Below are 18,918 nucleotides of genomic sequence, written 5' to 3'. Positions count from 1 at the left end.
TCGCAACGAACCCACCTCCGGATGGGGTACGGATCTCCGGGCCGAAAACGCGGGTCCGCGGGCAGAGAAATGTGTCTCACCGCCGTCTCGAAAAACTTTTCAGGTTCGACCAATCCGCCCCGCCGCCGGTGCCGAATCTCCGAGCGTCAGGCAAGTTGGGACTGAGGACGGACGGCATGACACCTAACTCCAGGAGCGGTGCGAGGCGCAGGAGCGTCGCGACCCTCATATGTGGTGCGCTGGCCGCCGGGGGGCTCGCAGCCGCCGGCGTGACCGCGCTGGAACCGGGGGCGGCCTCCGCCTCCAGCCACCGGGAGGCCCCGCTCATCTCGGGCGACCCGCAGTACGACAACACGGATGTGTACGCGTTCGTCAGCCCGGACAAGCCGGACTCGACGACCATCATCGCCAACTGGATCCCCTTCGAGGACCCCGCGGGCGGGCCGAACTTCTACCAGTTCGCCGAGGACGCGCAGTACGACATCCACATCGACAACAACGGTGACGGACAGGGCGAGCTGCTCTACCGCTTCACCTTCAAGACGCACATCAAGAACAAGAAGACGTTCCTGTACAACACGGGTGTGGTCGAGAGCCTCGACGACCCCGACCTGAACATCACGCAGACGTACGACATCGACCTGTTCCAGCTCAAGAACCAGAAGGTCAAGTACAAGACGAAGGTCGCCGACGACGTTCCGGTGGCACCGTCGAACGTCGGCAAGGCGTCCATGCCGAACTACGAGAAGCTGCGCGACCAGGCGGTCTACAAGCTCCCCAACGACGCCACGTCGTTCGCGGGCCAGGCCGACGACCCGTTCTTCCTGGACCTGCGCGTCTTCGACCTGCTGTACGGCGGGAACCTCACCGAGGTCGGCAACGACACCCTCAAGGGCTACAACGTCAACTCGATCGCCCTCCAGGTCCCGACGGACATGCTCACCGAGTCGAAGGACCAGCCGATCATCGGCATCTGGTCCACGACCCAGCGCAAGAACGCCCAGGGCTACTACTCACAGGTCTCGCGCCTCGGCATGCCGCTGGTGAACGAGGTCGTCAACCCGCTGAAGGACAAGGACAAGTTCAACGCGTCCTCGCCCTGGGACGACAAGCAGTTCCTGAAGAACGTGACCAACCCCGAGCTGCCCAAGCTCATCGAGGCCATCTACAAGATCGACGCGCCGGACGAACCGCGCAACGACCTCGTGGACGTGTTCCTCAAGGGTGTGGAGGGGCTGAACCAGCCGCCCCATGTCCGCGCGGCCGAAGAGCTGCGCCTCAACACGTCCATCGAGCCCACCGATTCTCCGAAGCGGCTCGGTGTGCTCGATGGCGACAACGCGGGGTTCCCCAACGGACGCCGGCTGACGGACGACGTGATCGACGCGTCGCTCCAGGTCGTCGAGGGTGAACTCCTGGGTGCCAAGAACGACCTGGGTGACGCGGTCGACAAGAACGACAAGGACTTCGAGAAGTCCTTCCCGTACGTCGCCCTGCCCACCGAGGGTTCGCGCGGTCCGCTCGCCAAGGGCACGACCGACGGCGCCGACGTCCGCAACCAGCTCGGCGACGCGCTCCAGCCCGCCGGCACCGGTACGGACGACACCACCCTGATCGCCGCGTCGGCCGGAGCCGGTGCCGCGGGGATCGTCCTGATCGGCGCGGGCCTGATGTGGTGGCGCCGGATGCGGCGCGGGGCGTACTAGGACGCCCCCTCGACTGGCGCGGCCCGCTCGTAACCCATCCCCCACGGCGCGGGCCGCGCCGCACTGCACCGCACTGCACCGCACTGCACGTCCTTGACACACATCGCACGCTGAAACTGGGAGAGGGCATGGTCCCGCGCAGGAAGGAAGCCGTTCAACTCGGCGCCTCGGCCGTTCTGTTGGCCATCGCGCTGACAGCCGGCTCCATCGCCGTCGGCGCACTGGACGACGGCGACGGCGGTACGACCGTGGCGTCCGCGCCGAGCGCGGTGTCACCGGCCATGCTCACCAGCGGTGACCTGGACGCGAGCATCTCCTCGCTCCAGGCCCATCTCCGCTCCCAGCCCCGGGACTTCGGGAGCTGGGCCACCCTCGGGCTCGCCTATGTCGAGCAGGCCCGCACCAAGGGCGACCCCTCCCGATACCCGCAGGCCGACAAGGCCCTCAAGCGCTCGCTGAAGCTGGAGCCCGCCAACGAGCAGGCCCTGGCCGGGCAGGCCGCGCTGGCGGCGGCCCGGCACGACTTCAAGGACGCGCTGACGTTCGCGGACGCCACCTTGAAGCAGAACCCCTACAACGAACGGGCCCTGTCCTCCCGCGTGGACGCGCTGGTGGAGCTCGGCCGTTACGCCGACGCGGCGAAGGCCGCCGACACCGCCGACGACCGCAAGCCGGGCGTCCCCGTCTTCACGCGGTACGCGTACGTGCGTGAGCTGCGCGGTGACGTGAAGACCGCCGAGCGGGTGCTGGAACAGGCTCTGGCCTCGGCGAGCGCGCCCGGCGACGTGGCGTACGTCGCCTCCCAGCTCGGCCAGCTGGCCTGGAACCAGGGCGACTACGACACCGCCCTCGGCCACTACGCGCGGGCGCTGGCCGCCGACGAGAACTATCTGCCCGCCCTGGAGGGCCGGGCCCGGGCGCAGGCCGCGAGCGGTGACCGCGCCGCCGCGGTCGAGGGCCTTGAACTGGTCGTGGCGCGCTATCCGCTGCCCGGCCCGCTGGTCGAACTCGGCGAGCTGTACGAGCTGAGCGGCGAGAAGGAGAAGGCCGCGGACCAGTACGCGCTGGTCGACGCCTGGACCGCGCTGGCCCGCGCCAACGGCGTCAACGCCGACCTGGACACCGCGCTCGCCGCCGCCGACCACGGCGACAGGGCCGCGGCGCTGCGCGCGGCCCGCGCCGAGTGGGCCCGCCGGCACACCGTGCACACCGCGGACGCCCTCGCCTGGGCGCTGCACGTCAACGGCGAGGACGAGGAAGCCCTCACCTATGCCCGGCAGGCCACGGCGACCGGGTACCGCAGCGCCGCGTTCCTCTACCACCGCGGCATCATCGAACGCGCCACCGGCCACGCCGAGGACGCCCGCACCCATCTCGGAGCGGCGCTGAAGCTGAACCCCGGCTTCTCGCCCCTGGGCGCCGGCGAGGCCCGCAAGGCGCTCAAGGATCTGGAGGCGGGCCAGTGAGGTCACGTCGTCTGTTCGCCTCCGGTGCGGCCGTCCTGACGGCCGTCTGCGCGCTCGTGCTCGTCCCCTCAGGTGGTGCGAGCGCGCACCCTCTCGGCAACTTCACCGTGAACCGGTACGACGGTCTCGTCACCGCCCCGGGGCAGCTCCGCGTCCATCACGTCGAGGACCTCGCGGAGATCCCGGCGACCCAGGCGAAGCCGGACATCGAGGAGCGGGGCCTGGCGGGCTGGGCCCGTGCCCGCTGCGCGAGCGCGGCCGAGGGCAGCGAGGTCACCGTCGACGGCCGTGCGGCCACGCTCGGCGTCAGGAGCAGCAAGGCCGTGGTGCGGCCCGGGCAGGCCGGGCTCGACACCCTGCGTGTGGAGTGCGACCTGACGGCGCCGCTGCCGGAGGACGCGCCGGTGTCCCTGGTCTTCCGCGGCGCCGGCGGCGACTCCGGGCCCGGCTGGCGGGAGATCACCGCGCGCGGCGACCGGACGACCCTGACCGGGTCGGACGTGCCGACCGAGTCGGTCTCCGGTGAACTGACGAGCTATCCGCAGGAGTTGCTGTCCTCCCCCGCGGACACCGCGACCGCCTCCTTGCGGGTCCGTCCAGGCGGTCCCGCTCTCGCCGAGGCCGAGGAGGACGCTCCCGCCGCCTCGGTCCTCCCGCGCGGCGCCGACCGCTGGACCAGGGCGCTGGACTCCCTGGTCGCCCGGCACGACCTGACCTTCGGCTTCGCGGCGCTCGCCCTGTTCATCGCCGTCGCCCTCGGCGCGCTGCACGCGCTGGCCCCGGGCCACGGCAAGACCCTGATGGCGGCGGTCGCCACCGCCCGGGGCGGCCGGGCCCGCCTCAAGGACGTCATGCCGCTGGCCGCGTCCGTCACCGTCACCCACACCCTCGGTGTGGTCGCCCTGGGCCTTCTCGTCACGGCCGGTTCCGGCGCGGCCCCCTCGGTCATCACCTGGCTGGGCATCGCGAGCGGCGCCCTGGTGACGGGCGCGGGCCTGACCCTCGTACGACGGGCCTGGCACAACCGGGCACACGGGCACGGGCACACGCACGATCACGACCATGGGCACGACCACGGGGACGGGCACGGGCATGGGCACGGCCACGACCACGGGCCCGGCGGCGGCACGCACGCGCCCGTGAAGGCGCCCGCACGCGAACTGGCCCTGGTGGCCGCCGCTTCCGCGCCCACCGCGTCGGAACCCGGCCCCCACACCCACGAGCACCCCGAGCACGACCACGAGCACCACCCGCACGACCACGACCACCCCCATCCCCACACGCACACCCACACGCACGGTGGTTTCACGCACTCCCACTCCGTCGCCCCCACCCTCCGCGGCACGATCCTGCTGGGCTTCGCGGGCGGGCTCGTCCCCAGCCCCTCGGCGGTCGTCGTGCTCGTCGGCGCGATGGCGCTCGGCCAGGCGTGGTTCGGCTTCCTGCTCGTCGTCGCGTACGGCGTCGGCCTCGCGCTCACCCTCACCGCGGCGGGATTCGCCGTCGTCCGGCTGGGTACCGGGATGAACCGGCTGCTGGAGCGGCGCCCTCGCTGGACCACGCATCCGTTCGCGGCGCTCGTGCGCAGGTCGGCCCCGCTGATGTCGGCGCTGCTCGTCGTGGCGCTCGGCGCGGGACTGGTGCTCAAGGGGGCGGCATCCGCGTTCGGCTGAGCTACTTTTGGGGAGAAATGACGCCAGGTCGAGCGGAATCGTGAAGTCGCGCGGAGTTTCGAATGGGGGACGCCCGTGTCCGAAGAACCGGGCCGTGAACGTGTGATCGCCGGTCGCTACCGTCTGCTGTCCCCGCTCGGCGAGGGCGGGATGGGCACGGTGTGGCGGGCCCGCGACGAGGTGCTGCACCGCGAGGTGGCCGTCAAGGAGGTGCGCGCGCCCGCCGGACTCCAGACCTCGGAGGTCGAGCGGATGTACGCCCGCCTCGAACGCGAGGCGTGGGCGGCGGCGCGGGTCGCCAACCGCAATGTGGTGACGGTGTACGACGTGGCCGCGCAGGACGGGCGGCCGTGGATCGTGATGGAGCTGGTGCGGGGCATCTCCCTCGCCGAACTCCTCGACGCGGAGGGGCCCTTGTCGCCCCAGCGGGCCGCGCACATCGGCGCCGAGGTGCTGGCGGCACTGCGGGCCGCGCACGACGCGGGGGTGCTGCACCGGGACGTGAAACCCGCCAACGTGCTGATGTCGAACGACGGCCGGGTGGTCCTCACCGACTTCGGCATCGCCATGGTCGAGGGCAGTTCGGCGCTGACGATGACCGGCGAGGTGATCGGCTCCCCCGAGTTCCTCGCCCCGGAGCGGGCGTTGGGCCGCACCCCGGGCCCCGAGTCGGATCTGTGGTCGCTGGGCGTGCTGCTGTACGCGGCCGTCGAGGGCAACTCCCCGTTCCGGCAGAACACGCCGCTGAACACGCTGCGCGCGATCGTGGACGACGAGCTGCCCGCGCCGGTCCGGGCGGGTGCTCTCGCGCCGGTCATCGAGGGCCTGTTGCGCAAGGATCCGGCCGAACGGCTGAGCGCCGAACGGGCCGAGCAGGAGCTGCGGATCGTCGCCGCCGGAGGCACCCTGCGGGCCGACAGCCCGCCGCCGGCCGCCCCGTACCCGCCGACGATCGCCGCCCGGCAGCCGCAGCCGGCGCCCTACCCGGCCACCCCCACCCAGCCCACGCAGCCCGCTGCGACACGGACCGCCGGACCCGACCGCAACCGGCGTGCCGGCCTGGTGCTGGTCGCGGGTGTCACCGCGCTGGCGCTGGCCGTCGCGGGGCTGACGTACGCGCTGCTGAACCGGGGGGACGGCGGCGGCGACGGGAACGACGAGGGCGGCGGGACCAGTTCGTCACAGGGGAAGACCGGGCCCACGGAGACGGACACCGGCGAGGAGGCCCCGCCGCCCTCGTCGAGCAGGAGCGAGAGCCCGCGGACTACCGCGCCCGCGCAGGACGTGAAGGTGTCGGTGACGGGGACGAACACGGAGTACACCGGGGCCTGTCCGCCGCCGGGCGGCGAGGCGCCGTCCTTCACCGCGACGATCACGGTGACCCGGCTGCCCGCCGAGGTGCGCTACCGCTGGGTGCTGAAGAACGGGGGGCCGATGGACCCGGGCTGGAAGACGCTGTCGTTCCCGGCCGGTGGCGGCACGTCCAGGACGGACACGGCGGTGGCGACGACGAACGACGACAGCGGGACGTTCCGGAACGCGGTGAGCGTGGAGGTCCAGGAACCGGAGAAGGCGACGTCCAACTCGGTGGCGTTCTCGGTGACCTGCGAGGCGGAGACCCCGACGGGCGGGGCCTCCCCTTCTCCTTCGTCGGACGGATGACGGGTCAGAGCACGCTGTTCAGGACCGGCAGATAGCCGCCGGACTGTCCGGCCGCCGTCGGGTGGTACGACTCGCCGATGTTGAGCAGGTTGAGGCTGTGCAGCCAGGCGCTACCGGAGCAGAGCTCGTGGCCGGTGAACGTGGAGCGCACGTCACCCCAGGTGAAGCCGTGGTCCGCGGCGCGCTTGGCGACGGCCGCGTCCAGGTAGTCCGCGGCGCCGTTGATGGCGGCCCGCTTGGTCTCGGAGAGTCCGACACAGGTGGTGCCGAGCTTGTAGAAGCGGGGGTAGCCGAGGACGACGACCTCGGCGTTCGGGGCCTTGCCTGCGATGGCGGAGTAGACGCTGTCGAGCCGGCCGGGCAGCGTCGAGTCGACGTACGCCTTCGCGGTGTTGATCCGGGAGAGGCAGGAGCTGTCGGACTGGAGGACGCAGGTCGTCATCACGTCGGAGAACCCGGCGTCGTTGCCGCCGACGGAGAGGGTGACCAGTGCGGTGCTCGTGCTCAGGGTGCCCAGCTGGTTCGCCAGGACATCACTCGTTCGAGCGCCCGAGCAGGCCTTGAAACTGAACGACGAGGGTGAATGGGCGGCGGCCCACAGGTACGGGTACGCCTTGGTGCTCTGCTTGCAGTCGCCGCTGGAGGAGATGTAGCTGCCCGCGCCGACCCCGGAGGAGTAGGAGTCGCCGAGGGCCACGTAGGGGCCGGTCGCCGCCTGCGCCGCGCCGGCCGTCCCGGTGAGGACGGCGCCGGCGGCGAGGAGGAGCGAGGTGACGTATACGGCAAGTCGGGAACGTCTCATGGAACCTCCCTTTAGCAGGATCTCTGCCTCAACCGTCGTAGCAACTACGCGCATTGACGGGAAGTGTCCATGCCAAGACTTTTCCGTTCTTACTCACCGCGACCCTGTGTGTTCGCCATGTGTTTGATTACGCGAACATGACAAATCTGTTGACGCGCCCTCAACTCCCTTGTTCCAGACCGGGAGATGACCCAGTCTTTACGACAGCTTGGGACGGGAACGCGACGTTCCGGGCCGTGCGCGCGATCAAGCGCACACCCCCACTGACGTGCGCCAGACCCCGGCGCGCGCCGCCTATGAGGAGGACTCCCTCGTAATGGCACAACTGCGTAGCACGAAGCTTGCGTTCGCCGCGATAACCAGCCTGGCGACCGCCGCCCTCGTGGGCGGGCTCACCGCCCTCCCCGCCCAGGCCGCCCCGGCCACGGGCAAGGTCCTCGCCGCCGACTCCCCCACCGCGGTCAAGGACAGCTACATCGTGACGCTCAAGTCCGGCTCGGCCGGGCTGAAGGCGACGTCGAGCGCCGGCAAGGCGCTGGTGAAGGAGTACGGCGGCAAGGTCGACAAGACCTTCGGCACCGTCCTCAACGGCTACTCGGCCACCCTCTCCGCGACCGAGGCCAAGCAGCTCGCGGCCGACCCGGCCGTCGCCTACGTCGAGCAGAACCAGACCGTGAAGCTGGCCGACACCACGCAGTCCAGCGCCCCCTGGGGCCTGGACCGCATCGACCAGGCCGCGCTGCCGCTCTCGGGCACGTACACCTACCCGGACACCGCGGGCAGCGGCGTGACGGTCTACGTCATCGACACCGGCGTGCGGATCACCCACACCCAGATCAGCGGCAGAGCCTCCTACGGCTACGACGCGGTCGACGGCGACACCACCGCCTCCGACGGCAACGGACACGGCACCCACGTGGCGACCACCATCGCGGGCACCACGTACGGCGTCGCCAAGAAGGCCAGCATCGTCGCGGTCCGGGTGCTCGACAACAGCGGCTCGGGCACCACGGCCGGTGTCATCGCGGGCATCAACTGGGTGACCAACAACCACACCACCCCGGCCGTCGCCAACATGTCGCTCGGCGGTTCCGCGTCCACCTCGCTGGACACCGCGGTCGCCAACTCCATCGCGAGCGGCGTGACGTACGCGGTCGCAGCCGGCAACAGCGCCGCCAACGCCTCCTCGTACTCCCCGGCCCGCGTCTCCACCGCGATCACGGTCGGCGCCACCACCAGCTCCGACGCCAAGGCCAGCTACTCCAACTACGGCTCGGTCCTGGACATCTTCGCGCCCGGCTCGTCGATCCTGGCGGGCTACAACACCAGCGACACCGCCACGGCCACGCTCTCCGGCACGTCGATGGCCACCCCGCACGTCGCGGGCGCCGCGGCGGTCTACCTCGCGGGCCACACCTCGGCGACCCCGGCCGCGGTCGCCTCGGCGCTGGTCGCCGGAGCCACGTCCAACGCGCTCACCAGCGTGGGCACCGGCTCGCCGAACAAGCTCCTCAAGCTGATCTCGTAGCCCCGCGCCACCGCACCATCTGAACGACCGTTCCCCGGAGGCGACTTGCGCCTCCGGGGAACACTCGTCCGCTAGTCCGTACCAGGAGCGGCGGAGCGGGCCTCGGTGTCTTGACGTCCGCCGCGCGGCTGCGCCACATTGAAGCCCGGCATCCGGCGCTTCAGGGGGCAAAGTCGCCCATGCAGACCATAGGCATCAAGACATCTTCAACGGACACCGACCGACCCGCACGACGGTTCCCGGGGGGAGACCTGTCGTCGCTGCTCGCGGGCGCCGCGACCGCCGTCGGCGGGTGCGGCGCGGTCCTCGCGCTGGCCGGCGCCGGCTCACCGCTGCGCGGCCCGCTCACGCTGTTCTTCCTGCTGACGGCACCCGCCGTGGCCATCGGCGCCGCGCTCACCGGACTCGCGCCGCTCGGCAGATGGCTGACCGCGCTGGCCGGGTCGGTGGTCGTCAACATGCTGGTGGCCCAGGGCATGCTCGCCGTGCACCGCTGGTCCTACCGGGGCGGGGTCGTGGCCGTGACCACGATCAGCGCGCTCCTCCTCCTGCTGCTGTGGCTCAGGCGCCGCGGCTCACGCGCGACAACGGGACGGACCTCCTGACGTGGACATCAGCGTGTACCGCCCCGGCGAGCTGAGCGCCGCCGACCGGGCGTCGTGGACGGCCTTTCAGTCCAAGGCGCATCTCCAGGGTTCGCCCGAGCTGGCGAACCCCTTCCTGGCACCGGAGTTCACGCTCGCCATGGGCCACCACCGGCGCGGGGTGCGCGTCGCGGTGGTGCGCGAGGACGGCGAGCCCGCCGCGTTCTTCCCGTTCCAGCGCAGCCTCACCGGCGTCGGCCGGGCCGTGGGGCTCGGGGTCTCCGACGCCCAGGGGCTGGTGCACCGGCCCGGGTTCGACTGGGACGCGCGGGAACTGCTGCGGGCCTGCGGGCTCGCCGTATGGGAGTTCGATCACCTGGTCGAGGGACAGAGGCCGTTCGCGGCGGACGCCACCGGCGGCTTCCCGTCCCCGGTCATGGACGTCGACCAGGGCTACGAGGCCTATCTCGGCCATCTGCGGTCCCACGCGCCGAAGTTCACCCGGACCACGCTCGCCAAGGAACGCAGGCTCGGCCGGGACGCCGGCGAGGTGCGCTACGTCCATGACGAGCGGGACCCGGCGGCGCTGCGCACCCTGATGGGCTGGAAGTCGGCGCAGTACCGCAGGACCGGCCGCAGCGACCGGTTCGCACAGGCGTGGATCACCGATCTGGTGCGGCGGCTGTTCCACACCCGGTCCGAGTCGTTCGCCGGCGTCCTGTCCGTGCTGTACGCGGGCGGCACCCCGGTCGCGGCGCATTTCGGCCTGCGCGGCGAACGCGTGCTCGCGTGCTGGTTCCCGGCGTACGACCCCGGGTACGCGAAGTACTCCCCGGGCCTGGTCCTGCACCTGCGGATGGCCGAGGCCGCCGCCGCGGACGGCATCGCGTACCTGGATCTGGGCCGGGGGCAGAAGGAGTACAAGGACTCCCTGAAGACACGGGAGATCACCGTGTCCGAGGGGTGGGTGACCCGGCGTCACCCGGTCGCGGTCGGACATCGCGCGCGCCGCGCGCCGGTCCGGGCGCTGCGCAACACCGTCCAGTCCCGCCCGGAGCTGTTCGAGCCGGCGGACCGGATGCTGAAGCGCCTCGGCAGGATCCGTTCGGGGAATCAGTAGATTCCGTACAACCAAATCGGTTCCATAACGGTCAAACAAACAAAAACGTGAGGCCTGGTTCCAGGTCTTGCCATACAGGTTCAATCGTCAATACCGTCGTACATCTCACCCGCATCGGTCCCTCGGCATTCGGTACTAGGGGAGGGCTCAAGGACCGCGATGGACCGGGGCGGGGCGCGGTAGGGGGGTGCCGTGCTCGGGACCGTTCACGTGACCGAGTCGCGCCGCGCGACCGGTGGCCGTTTCCGGCTGCCGGCCAGCTATGCCAGCTCACCCGGGCATGCTCGGAGATCGATTTCGTCATGTCGTAGGTGACAAACCCCCCTTTCGAACCGGACAACAGCCGGACCGCCCAGGGGCGGGCGGTCCACCGGACGAGAGGGACCGGACTCATGAGCTCTGTTCTGCGCTCGGCGACCACGGGCCAGGATCACTCGACAGCCGGGAAGTACCGGCCTGTCTCCACGCACCTGGCCATAGCGCCGCCGGTGAGCGTGGTCATCCCCGCCATGAACGAGGCGGAGAATCTCCCGTACGTCTTCAAGACCCTGCCCGACTGGATCCATGAGGTGGTCCTGGTCGACGGCAACTCCACGGACGACACCGTCGAGGTGGCCCGGGAACTGTGGCCCGAGGTGAGGGTCGTCCGGCAGCGCGGCAAGGGCAAGGGGGATGCCCTGATCAGCGGCTTCGAGGCGTGCTCCGGCGACATCGTGGTGATGATCGACGCGGACGGCTCGGCCGACGGCAACGAGATCCTCTCGTACGTCTCCGCGCTGGTCTCCGGCGCCGACTTCGCCAAGGGGTCGCGCTTCGCCAACGGCGGCGGCACCGACGACATGACCTTCGTCCGCAAGCTCGGCAACTGGGCGCTGTGCACGATCGTCAACCGCAAGTTCGGCGCCCGGTACACGGATCTCTGCTACGGATACAACGCGTTCTGGCGTCACTGCCTCGACAAGATCGACCTCGACTGCACCGGCTTCGAGGTGGAGACCCTGATGAACATCAGGGTGGTCAAGGCGGGCCTGAAGGTGCAGGAGATCCCCAGTCACGAGTACCTGCGCATCCACGGCGCGAGCAATCTGCGTGCCGTGCGGGACGGGCTGCGGGTGCTCAGGGTGATCCTCGGCGAACGCTCCAACCGGCGTGAGCTGCGCCGGCGGGCCCACCGCTCCCCGATGCTCGGTTCGGCGCGGGGAGAGGCGTCTTGAGCGGTCCCGACATCTCCGTCGTGATCTGCGTGTACACCGAGGACCGCTGGGAGGACATCCTCGCGGCGGTCTCCTCGGTGGCCGCGCAGGCGTACCCGGCGCGGGAGACGCTGCTGGTCGTCGACCACAACCCGGCGTTGCTGGACCGGCTGGCCAAGGAGTACAAGGAGGCCGCGGACGTGCGGGTGCTCGCCAACGCGGGCCCCCGCGGCCTGTCGGCGGGCCGCAACACCGGCATCGCCGCCTCCCGCGCCGAGGTGATCGCCTTCCTCGACGACGACGCCGTCGCCGAACGGGACTGGCTGCGCCACTTCGCCGCCGGGTACGCCGACCCGCGGGTGCTGGCGGTCGGCGGCCGTACGGAACCGGTCTGGGCGTCCGGGCGCCGGCCGGCCTGGTTCCCGGAGGAGTTCGACTGGGTGGTGGGCTGCACCTACCGCGGTCTGCCCCGCGGCCGGGTGCGGGTGCGCAACGTGCTGGGCGGCAACGCCTCCTTCCGGCGCACGGCGTTCGACGCGGCGGGTGGCTTCGCCACCGGCATCGGACGCGACGGCGACAAGCGTCCGCTGGGCTGCGAGGAGACGGAGCTGTGCATCCGGCTCACCCGCGCCCGGCCCGACGCGGTCCTGCTCATCGACGACCGGGCGGTGATCCACCACCGGGTGCCCGAGGCGCGCGAGCACTTCGGGTACTTCCGCACGCGCGCCTACGCCGAGGGCCTGTCCAAGGCGCTGGTGGCGCGAAGTGTCGGCGCGGACAAAGGACTCGAGTCCGAACGCCGGTACACCACCCGGGTGCTGCCCGCCGGGGTGGCGCGCGGACTGCGGGACGCCGCGCTGGCCCGGCCGGGCGGCGCGGGGCGCGCGGGCGCGATCGTCGCGGGGGTGCTGACGGCGGCCGGCGGATACGTGATCGGGAGCGTGCGGGCGCGCAGGGGAGGTGCCACGTTCCGGGTGGCGCCGATCGAGGAGGGCCTCGGATGACCGTACCGATTCTCATGTACCACGCGATCGCCACCGACCCGAACGAGGCGACCCGCGAGCTGTCCGTGAGCCCGGAGGCGTTCGCCTGGCAGATGGAGATCATCAGCCATCTGGGCGCCACCCCGATCACCACGGCACGCCTCGCGGCGAGTTGGCGCGAGGGACGCCCGCTGCCCGAGCGCCCCGTCCTGGTCACCTTCGACGACGGCTACGAGGGCGTGCACCGGCACGCGCTGCCCGTGCTCGCCAAGCACGGTTTCCCCTCGACGCTCTTCGTCTCCACGGCGTGGCTGCGCGGGCCGCACGACAACGGGCGCGCGCTGGACGCCATGCTGGACTGGGGCCAGGTGCGCGAACTCGCCGCCGAGGGCGTGGAGATCGGCGGGCACAGCCACACGCATCCGCAGCTGGACCAGCTCGACGACGAGAGCCTGCGCCGCGAGCTGATCCTCTGCAAGGAGATCGTCTCGGACGAACTCGGCACCGTCCCGGCCTCGTTCGCCTACCCGTACGGCTACTCCAGCCGCCGGGTGCGGCGGATGGTGCGGGAGACGGGGTACGCCCAGGCCCTCGCCGTCGGCAACGGCCTGGCCCGGCGCCGTCAGGGACCGTACGCGCTGCTGCGGGTGACCGTGCGGCGCGGCACCGGTGCCGAGGAGTTCCAGCGTCTGATCGAAGGCCGGGCCGTGGCCCGCACCTTCGCCAGGGACCGCGCGTTCACCAAGGGATACGCCATGGTCCGAAGAGCACGCCAGCTCCGCCGGAAGGCCACCCGTTCCCGTGTCTGACACGACGACCACCCCCGAGGCCACCGCATCCTCGACCGCGCCGCCCCGGCCGCCGGGGCGCCGTCTGCGCCTGCCCGGACTGGGCGGCTCCCCGGGCGGCAGCCAGCTGTTCCGCAACGCCTACGCCCTGATGCTGAACACGGGCATCTCCGCCGTCCTGGGGCTGGGCTTCTGGCTGGCCGCGGCCCGCTACTACTCCGAGTCCGCGGTCGGGCAGGGCTCCGCCGCCATCGCCGCGATGAAGCTCCTCGCCGGGCTCACCGCGGTGACGCTGACCGGCGCCCTGGCCCGGTTCATACCGGTCGCGGGCCGGGCCACCGGGCGGCTCATCTTCCGCACCTACATGGGCAGTTCGGTGCTCGTGGCGCTCGCCGCGGGGGTCTTCCTGCTCACTCTGGGCATGTGGGGACCCTCGTACCGCTTCCTGGGCGGGACGGTCGCGGGGCTCGGCTTCGTGGTGGCGGTCGTCGCCTGGAACGTGCTCACGCTCCAGGACGGGGTGCTGACCGGGCTGCGCAGCGCGCTGTGGGTGCCGCTGGGCAACACCGTGTTCTCCGCGGTGAAGCTGGGGCTGCTCGTCGCGTTCGCGGTGGCCATCCCCACCGCCGGGGTCTTCGTGTCCTGGGTCGCGGCCATCGCGGTGTCCGTGCTGCCGCTGGGCTGGCTGGTGTTCCGGCGCCTGGTGCCCCGGCATGTGAAGGCGACGGAGAACACCGCGCGCCCGCCGACGCTCCGGGAGGTCGGCCGGTTCCTCGCGGGCGACTACACGGGCTCCCTGTTCTCGCTGGCCGTGGTGTACCTGGTGCCGGTGATCGTGGCCGCGCAGGTCTCCTCCGAGGACAACGCGTACTTCTACATCACCACCACGATCGGCGGCACCTGCAACCTGCTCGCCATCAACATGGGCGCCTCGCTGACCGTCGAGGGCTCGCACGACCCGGGCCGGCTCGCCGCCAACACCCGGGCCGCGCTGAAGCGGATGGCGCGGATCATGCTGCCGGTGGCCGCCGTGCTGTTCTTCGGCGCGCCCTGGATCCTCAGGGTGTTCGGCGCGGGCTACGCCGACGCGGCCACCCCGCTGCTGCGCTGGTTCGCGGTCGGCGCGGTGCTGCGGGTCGTCATGGAGACGTACTTCGCGGTGCTGCGCGCGCAGAGCCGTACAGCCGGACTGGCCTGGCTCCAGGGCCTGTTGTGCTTCCTGGTGCTCGGGCTGACGCTGCTGCTGCTCCCCCGGATGGGACTGACCGGGGCGGGCGTCGCCGAGATCTCCTCCCTCGCGGTGATCGTGGCGATCGCCGCGCCGAAGCTGTACCGGACCGTGCGCAGCGCGCCCGGCGACGCGGTCCCCGAGTCCGCGGCGCCCGACGGCGACCTCGCCGACCTGGGGTCGCGCGAGGCCACCCTGCCGCTGCGCGCCCGGGGCCGGCGACCCGGCTGGGCGCTGGACCAGGACACCCTCGCCCTCGGTCTCCACGTCGACCTCGACCACCTGGAGCGCCGTCCCGACGTCCGCCCGGGTCCCGGAACGCCGCCCACCGGTTTCCCCGTGGTGCGTCCCGAGCGGCACCGGCCGACGTGGGCGCAGCGGCTGCCCGAGGTGGGGCTGCCGGTCGAGGAGCGGGAGCCGGGGTCGGAGGCGTCGCTGGGGCCCGTCCCGGGGCCGGAGGCGTCGCCGGACACGGAGCGTGGGCCGGAGGCGTCGCCGGACACGGAGCGTGGGCCGGAGGCGGAGGTGGACGCGCCGTTCGAGTCCGCGCCGCGGTTCGGGCCCGCCGTACCCGCCGCGCGGGAGGAGGCACCTGTCCTTGCCATGCCGTCGTCGTCACCGGCGCAGTCGCCGCCGCCGTCGTGGCGCGAGCGGGTGCATCCCAGCCGGGTCGGGGTGATCCTCGGCTGTCTGCTGACCGCCGCGCTCCTGCTGTACTGGGTGCCCGCGCTGCGGCTCGGCGAGAGCGACCTGGACCGGATGGGCGGGCTCGGGCTGGTCTCCGTGCTGCCGCTGCCCACTCTGGTCGGCGCGGCCCTGCTGGTCGTGTCGTTCGCTTCGCTGCTGTGGCTGGGCCGGGAGCACAAGGCGCTGCTGCTGATCACGCTGCTCGCGACGGTCGTGTCGCTGCACGCGCTGCCCGCGCTCATCGAGACGGAGCCCCGGTTCGCCACGGCCTGGCAGCACCTGGGCTTCCTCGACTACATCGACCGCACCGGCTCGGCCGTGCCCGACCTGGACGCGCGCTGGAGCTGGCCGGGCTTCTTCGCGGCGGCGGCGTTCGTCGCGCAGGCGTGCGGGGTCACCGACTTCACCGAGCTGATCCGCTGGTGGCCGCTGGCCATCCAACTCCTGTATCTGGCGCCGATGTTCCTGCTGGTGCGGTCGATGCGGGCGGGCTGGCGGGCCAAGTGGACGGGCCTGTGGGTGTTCGTGCTGTCCGGCTGGGTCGGCCAGGACTACTTCTCCCCGCAGGGCTTCACCTATCTGCTGTACCTGGTGTTCGCGGCCCTGCTGCTGGTCTACTTCCGCGCGCCCCGGGTGATCTGGGTCAAGGACCGTCCGGGCGAGGCGGAGGTCGAACCGGCCGACCGCCGTCAGCGGGCCGTCCTGCTGATGGTCGTCATAGGGCTGTTCGCGGCGAGCGTCCCGGCGCATCAGCTGACCCCGTTCATGATGCTGGGGGTCCTGACGGTCCTCGTGCTGATCGGCAAGTCCGAACTGCGGGGCCTGCCGATCCTGTTCGGCGTGCTGGTGACGGTGTGGCTGGGCTTCATGGCCGAGCCGTACTGGTCGGGGCACTTCGACGACCTGTTCGGCGGGGTCGGCGGCGTCGGCGGCAACGTCTCGTCGTCGGTGTCGGGCCGGATCGAGGGCGGGAGTTCCACGCACAAGCTGGTCCTGTACACCCGGGTGGCCCTGGCCGGCGGGGTGATGGCGTTCGCCTGCTGGGGCTGGTGGCGGCGGCGCGACCACCACTACCGCGAACGCTCGCTGCTCGTCCTGACGTTCGTGCCGTTCCTGGGCTTCGGCATGCAGTCCTACGGCGGCGAGATGGCCCTCAGGGTCTTCATGTTCGCGCTGCCGGGCGCGGCCCTGCTCATGGGTCTTGCCCTGTTCCCGCGCACCGGGATCACCGCGGAGGAACGCGACAAGGACCGGGTGAGTCTCGCGCCCCTGGCCGCCGTGCTGGCCGGTCTGCTGCTGATGTTCGGCTTCCTGGTCGCCCGTTGGGGCAACGAGCCGTTCGAGCGGATCAGGCCGGGCGAGGTCGCCGCCATGGAGTACGTCTACGCGCATGACGATCCGACGGTACGGCTGCTGTGGCTGAGCAACGACACGGTCGACAACGTGACGCCCTCGCTGCCCTGGGGGGCGCGGGACATGGAGAAGGTCGAGTACGTGCCGACCCTGGCACCGACCGACCCCGTGCTGGTGTCCGGCCTGGTCAAGTCGCTGAGGGACGCGGGCCCCCACTCGTATCTGATGATCAACCGCAGTCAGGTGACCTATCTCGAACTGGACGTCGGCTACTCCACGACGTGGGAGAACCGGCTGATCCAGAACCTCGACAAGCGGGGTGAGCTGAAGAAGGCCTTCGTCAACGAGGACGTGACCCTGTACCGGCTGGCCACGCAGCCCGCGGGTGAGGTGCCGAAGGCCGATCCGGGGCCGATCGGGCCGCAGGTGACCTGGACGCCGTGGTCGGTGGTCGGGGGGCTCGCGGCGGTGGCGCTGGTGCTGCTGCTGACGGCGCGCGAGGTGGTCCGGGTCGCGGTGCGGCCCGGGGTGCGTCAGCTGCGGTGGATGCAGAGCAGCTTCTGGTTCTCGCTGCCGCTGCTGGCGGTGCTGCTGGCGTCGCTGGTGCAGCGGTTCATGACCATGAAGTAGCGGTGCGGGCCGGTCGCTTCACGGTCCTGCGGGGTCGAGTGGCTCAGCGGGTGAGCCACTTGACCTCGTACGCCTGGAGGGCGAAGGTCTGTCCGTCGACCTCGGCGCTGGTCTGCCGGTCGAGGGTGTTGACCACGAGGACGGTCCGGTCGGTGGCCAGGACGCGGACGTCGGGCCGGTCGTCCGCCGCGATCTGCACCGTCCGGTACACCGTCCCGGGCGGGAACGCCTTGCCGAAGCGGCTCACCAGGTCGTACATGGGCAGTTCCCGGCCGCCGTTCCTCCCGCTGGTCGGGGTCCACAGACAGCCCGCGCAGTCGGTGCCCTTCTCGTTCTCCGGGTTCCAGTAGAAGGCCGAGGTGGTGCCGCCCTCGGCGAGGGCGATCAGGCCGGCGGCCTGCACGGCGACCCGGTGGTCCTCGGACCAGCCCTCGCGTTCGTCGTCGGCGTCGGCGGGCTCGACGTAGTACTCGGCCCACCACAGCGGCAGTTCACCGGTCCGCTGCCGCACCCAGCGGCTCACCGCGGTGAACTTGCCGGTGGCGGTGAACTCGTCGGGGAGCAGTTCGTCGTCGTTGGTGTAGCTGGAGCCGTCCACGACGACGAAGTCGGCGCCGGCCTTGTGCTTGTTCCAGTAGTCGAAGGCGTCGAGGACCCGCTGGTCCATGGCGCCCCAACTGCCCCTGAACGTCGGGGAGGCGTCCGTGGAACGCGGGTCGAGGCTGTCCATCACCAGATAGGGACCGCCGACCATGATCTGCGGATTCACCTTCTTCAGCGCCTTGTAGACCAGGTTGTAGAGCTCGGTGTAGCCCTCGTAGTCCCAGCGGGCCTCGCGGTCGTTCCAGAATCCCTTGAACTCGTTCCAGACGATGAAGTGGCGTACGTCCGGGTAGCGCTTGGCGACGGTCGCGGCGAGGGCGGCGTAGTCCTTGAAGTGGGCGGGTTCCGGGGCGGTCTCCAGGGCCTGCTGGGACCAGTCGGTCTTGCCGACGCCGGCCTCGCCGCCCTTCATCCAGTCGGGCGCGCAGCACAGGGTGACGACGGGGGTGGAGCCGGAGGCGCGGATGAAGTCGACGCGCCGGTCCATGTCCTCGAAGTCGTAACGCCCCTTGACCGGCTCGGGGTTGTCGGCGCCCCAGCCCATGACGTGCTGGTTCTGCGGCAGTCCGCCCACGTCCGCGAGGCGCCGCTCGACGCGCTCCACGGCCGTGCCGTCGCCTTCGTCGGCGCTGAACTGGGTGTGGGTGAAGCCCCAGCCGACCTCGGGGGTCTCCGCGTCGGGTGTGCTGGTCGGGGTGCCGTGCGGCCGGCCGCCGTCCTTCGAGGTGCCGTCGGTGCTCGCGCCGTTCCCCGGAAGGGTGTTGAGCAGGGTCACGACCAGCGCGAGAGCCACGGCACCCACGCCGAGCAGTGCGGTGAGCCGCCACCGCCGCGCCCCCGAATTCCACCCATGACGTCCCATCAAGGGCAACAGTAACGGGGGGACGCGGACGGGGGCAGGGCTTCTCGGTG

The 18,918-nt window shown here is 71.4% G+C and carries 13 protein-coding genes; 11 read left to right on the top strand and 2 right to left on the bottom strand.

Annotated elements, in window-relative coordinates; translation table 11 throughout:
• Positions 1-176 precede the first annotated feature (176 nt).
• From ACIPSE_RS42050 to ACIPSE_RS42035, 4 genes are all read left to right on the top strand, one after another.
• Complete coding sequence (locus ACIPSE_RS42050; protein WP_401674142.1) at positions 177-1,706, top strand: DUF4331 domain-containing protein; 1,530 nt, start codon at positions 177-179, stop codon at positions 1,704-1,706.
• Positions 1,707-1,834: 128 nt separating this feature from the next.
• Positions 1,835-3,172 (top strand): tetratricopeptide repeat protein, encoded by a 1,338-nt coding sequence (locus ACIPSE_RS42045; protein ID WP_401674140.1) that lies wholly within the window; start codon positions 1,835-1,837, stop codon positions 3,170-3,172.
• Positions 3,169-4,845, top strand: a complete 1,677-nt coding sequence (locus ACIPSE_RS42040) for a nickel transporter (RefSeq protein ID WP_401674138.1) — start codon at positions 3,169-3,171, stop codon at positions 4,843-4,845. Before ACIPSE_RS42045 ends, ACIPSE_RS42040 begins: the two co-directional genes overlap by 4 nt.
• A 75-nt stretch (positions 4,846-4,920) precedes the next feature.
• Positions 4,921-6,507 carry a protein kinase gene (locus ACIPSE_RS42035; protein WP_401674135.1) on the top strand — a complete coding sequence of 529 codons (1,587 nt, stop codon included), beginning with the start codon at positions 4,921-4,923 and terminating at the stop codon, positions 6,505-6,507.
• Positions 6,508-6,511: 4 nt separating this feature from the next.
• Here the strand turns inward: ACIPSE_RS42035 and ACIPSE_RS42030 are convergent, their stop codons facing one another.
• Positions 6,512-7,309 carry an SGNH/GDSL hydrolase family protein gene (locus ACIPSE_RS42030; protein WP_401674133.1) on the bottom strand — a complete coding sequence of 266 codons (798 nt, stop codon included), beginning with the start codon at positions 7,307-7,309 and terminating at the stop codon, positions 6,512-6,514.
• 316 nt (positions 7,310-7,625) lie between these two features.
• On the opposite strand from ACIPSE_RS42030, the gene ACIPSE_RS42025 reads away from it, so the two are divergent.
• The 7 genes from ACIPSE_RS42025 to ACIPSE_RS41995 all read left to right on the top strand — a co-directional run bounded on the left by ACIPSE_RS42025 (position 7,626) and on the right by ACIPSE_RS41995 (position 17,403).
• Positions 7,626-8,837 (top strand): S8 family peptidase, encoded by a 1,212-nt coding sequence (locus tag ACIPSE_RS42025; RefSeq protein WP_401674130.1) that lies wholly within the window; start codon positions 7,626-7,628, stop codon positions 8,835-8,837.
• 179 nt (positions 8,838-9,016) lie between these two features.
• Positions 9,017-9,442: a hypothetical protein gene (locus ACIPSE_RS42020; RefSeq protein ID WP_401674128.1), complete on the top strand. Its 426-nt coding sequence runs from the start codon at positions 9,017-9,019 to the stop codon at positions 9,440-9,442.
• 1 nt (position 9,443) lies between these two features.
• Complete coding sequence (locus ACIPSE_RS42015; protein ID WP_401674125.1) at positions 9,444-10,541, top strand: GNAT family N-acetyltransferase; 1,098 nt, start codon at positions 9,444-9,446, stop codon at positions 10,539-10,541.
• A gap of 392 nt (positions 10,542-10,933) precedes the next feature.
• Positions 10,934-11,755 carry a glycosyltransferase family 2 protein gene (locus ACIPSE_RS42010; RefSeq protein WP_401674122.1) on the top strand — a complete coding sequence of 274 codons (822 nt, stop codon included), beginning with the start codon at positions 10,934-10,936 and terminating at the stop codon, positions 11,753-11,755.
• The gene (locus tag ACIPSE_RS42005) at positions 11,752-12,738 is read left to right on the top strand and encodes a glycosyltransferase (protein ID WP_401674120.1); all 987 of its coding nucleotides are present in this window, start codon (positions 11,752-11,754) and stop codon (positions 12,736-12,738) included. The genes ACIPSE_RS42010 and ACIPSE_RS42005 overlap by 4 nt, the downstream gene beginning before the upstream one ends.
• Positions 12,735-13,526 carry a polysaccharide deacetylase family protein gene (locus tag ACIPSE_RS42000; protein ID WP_401674117.1) on the top strand — a complete coding sequence of 264 codons (792 nt, stop codon included), beginning with the start codon at positions 12,735-12,737 and terminating at the stop codon, positions 13,524-13,526. Before ACIPSE_RS42005 ends, ACIPSE_RS42000 begins: the two co-directional genes overlap by 4 nt.
• Positions 13,519-17,403, top strand: a complete 3,885-nt coding sequence (locus tag ACIPSE_RS41995; RefSeq protein ID WP_401674115.1) for a lipopolysaccharide biosynthesis protein — start codon at positions 13,519-13,521, stop codon at positions 17,401-17,403. Before ACIPSE_RS42000 ends, ACIPSE_RS41995 begins: the two co-directional genes overlap by 8 nt.
• A gap of 43 nt (positions 17,404-17,446) precedes the next feature.
• On the opposite strand, the gene ACIPSE_RS41990 is transcribed toward ACIPSE_RS41995, so the two are convergent.
• Positions 17,447-18,868, bottom strand: a complete 1,422-nt coding sequence (locus ACIPSE_RS41990) for a xylan 1,4-beta-xylosidase (protein WP_401674113.1) — start codon at positions 18,866-18,868, stop codon at positions 17,447-17,449.
• Positions 18,869-18,918: the final 50 nt, after the last annotated feature.

The sequence above is a fragment of the Streptomyces sp. NPDC090106 genome (assembly GCF_044747265.1).
In the GTDB taxonomy this organism is placed as follows: Bacteria; Actinomycetota; Actinomycetes; order Streptomycetales; family Streptomycetaceae; genus Streptomyces.
Note: the sequence above shows the minus strand (reverse complement) of the source record. Positions and strands in the feature narration are given on the sequence as shown.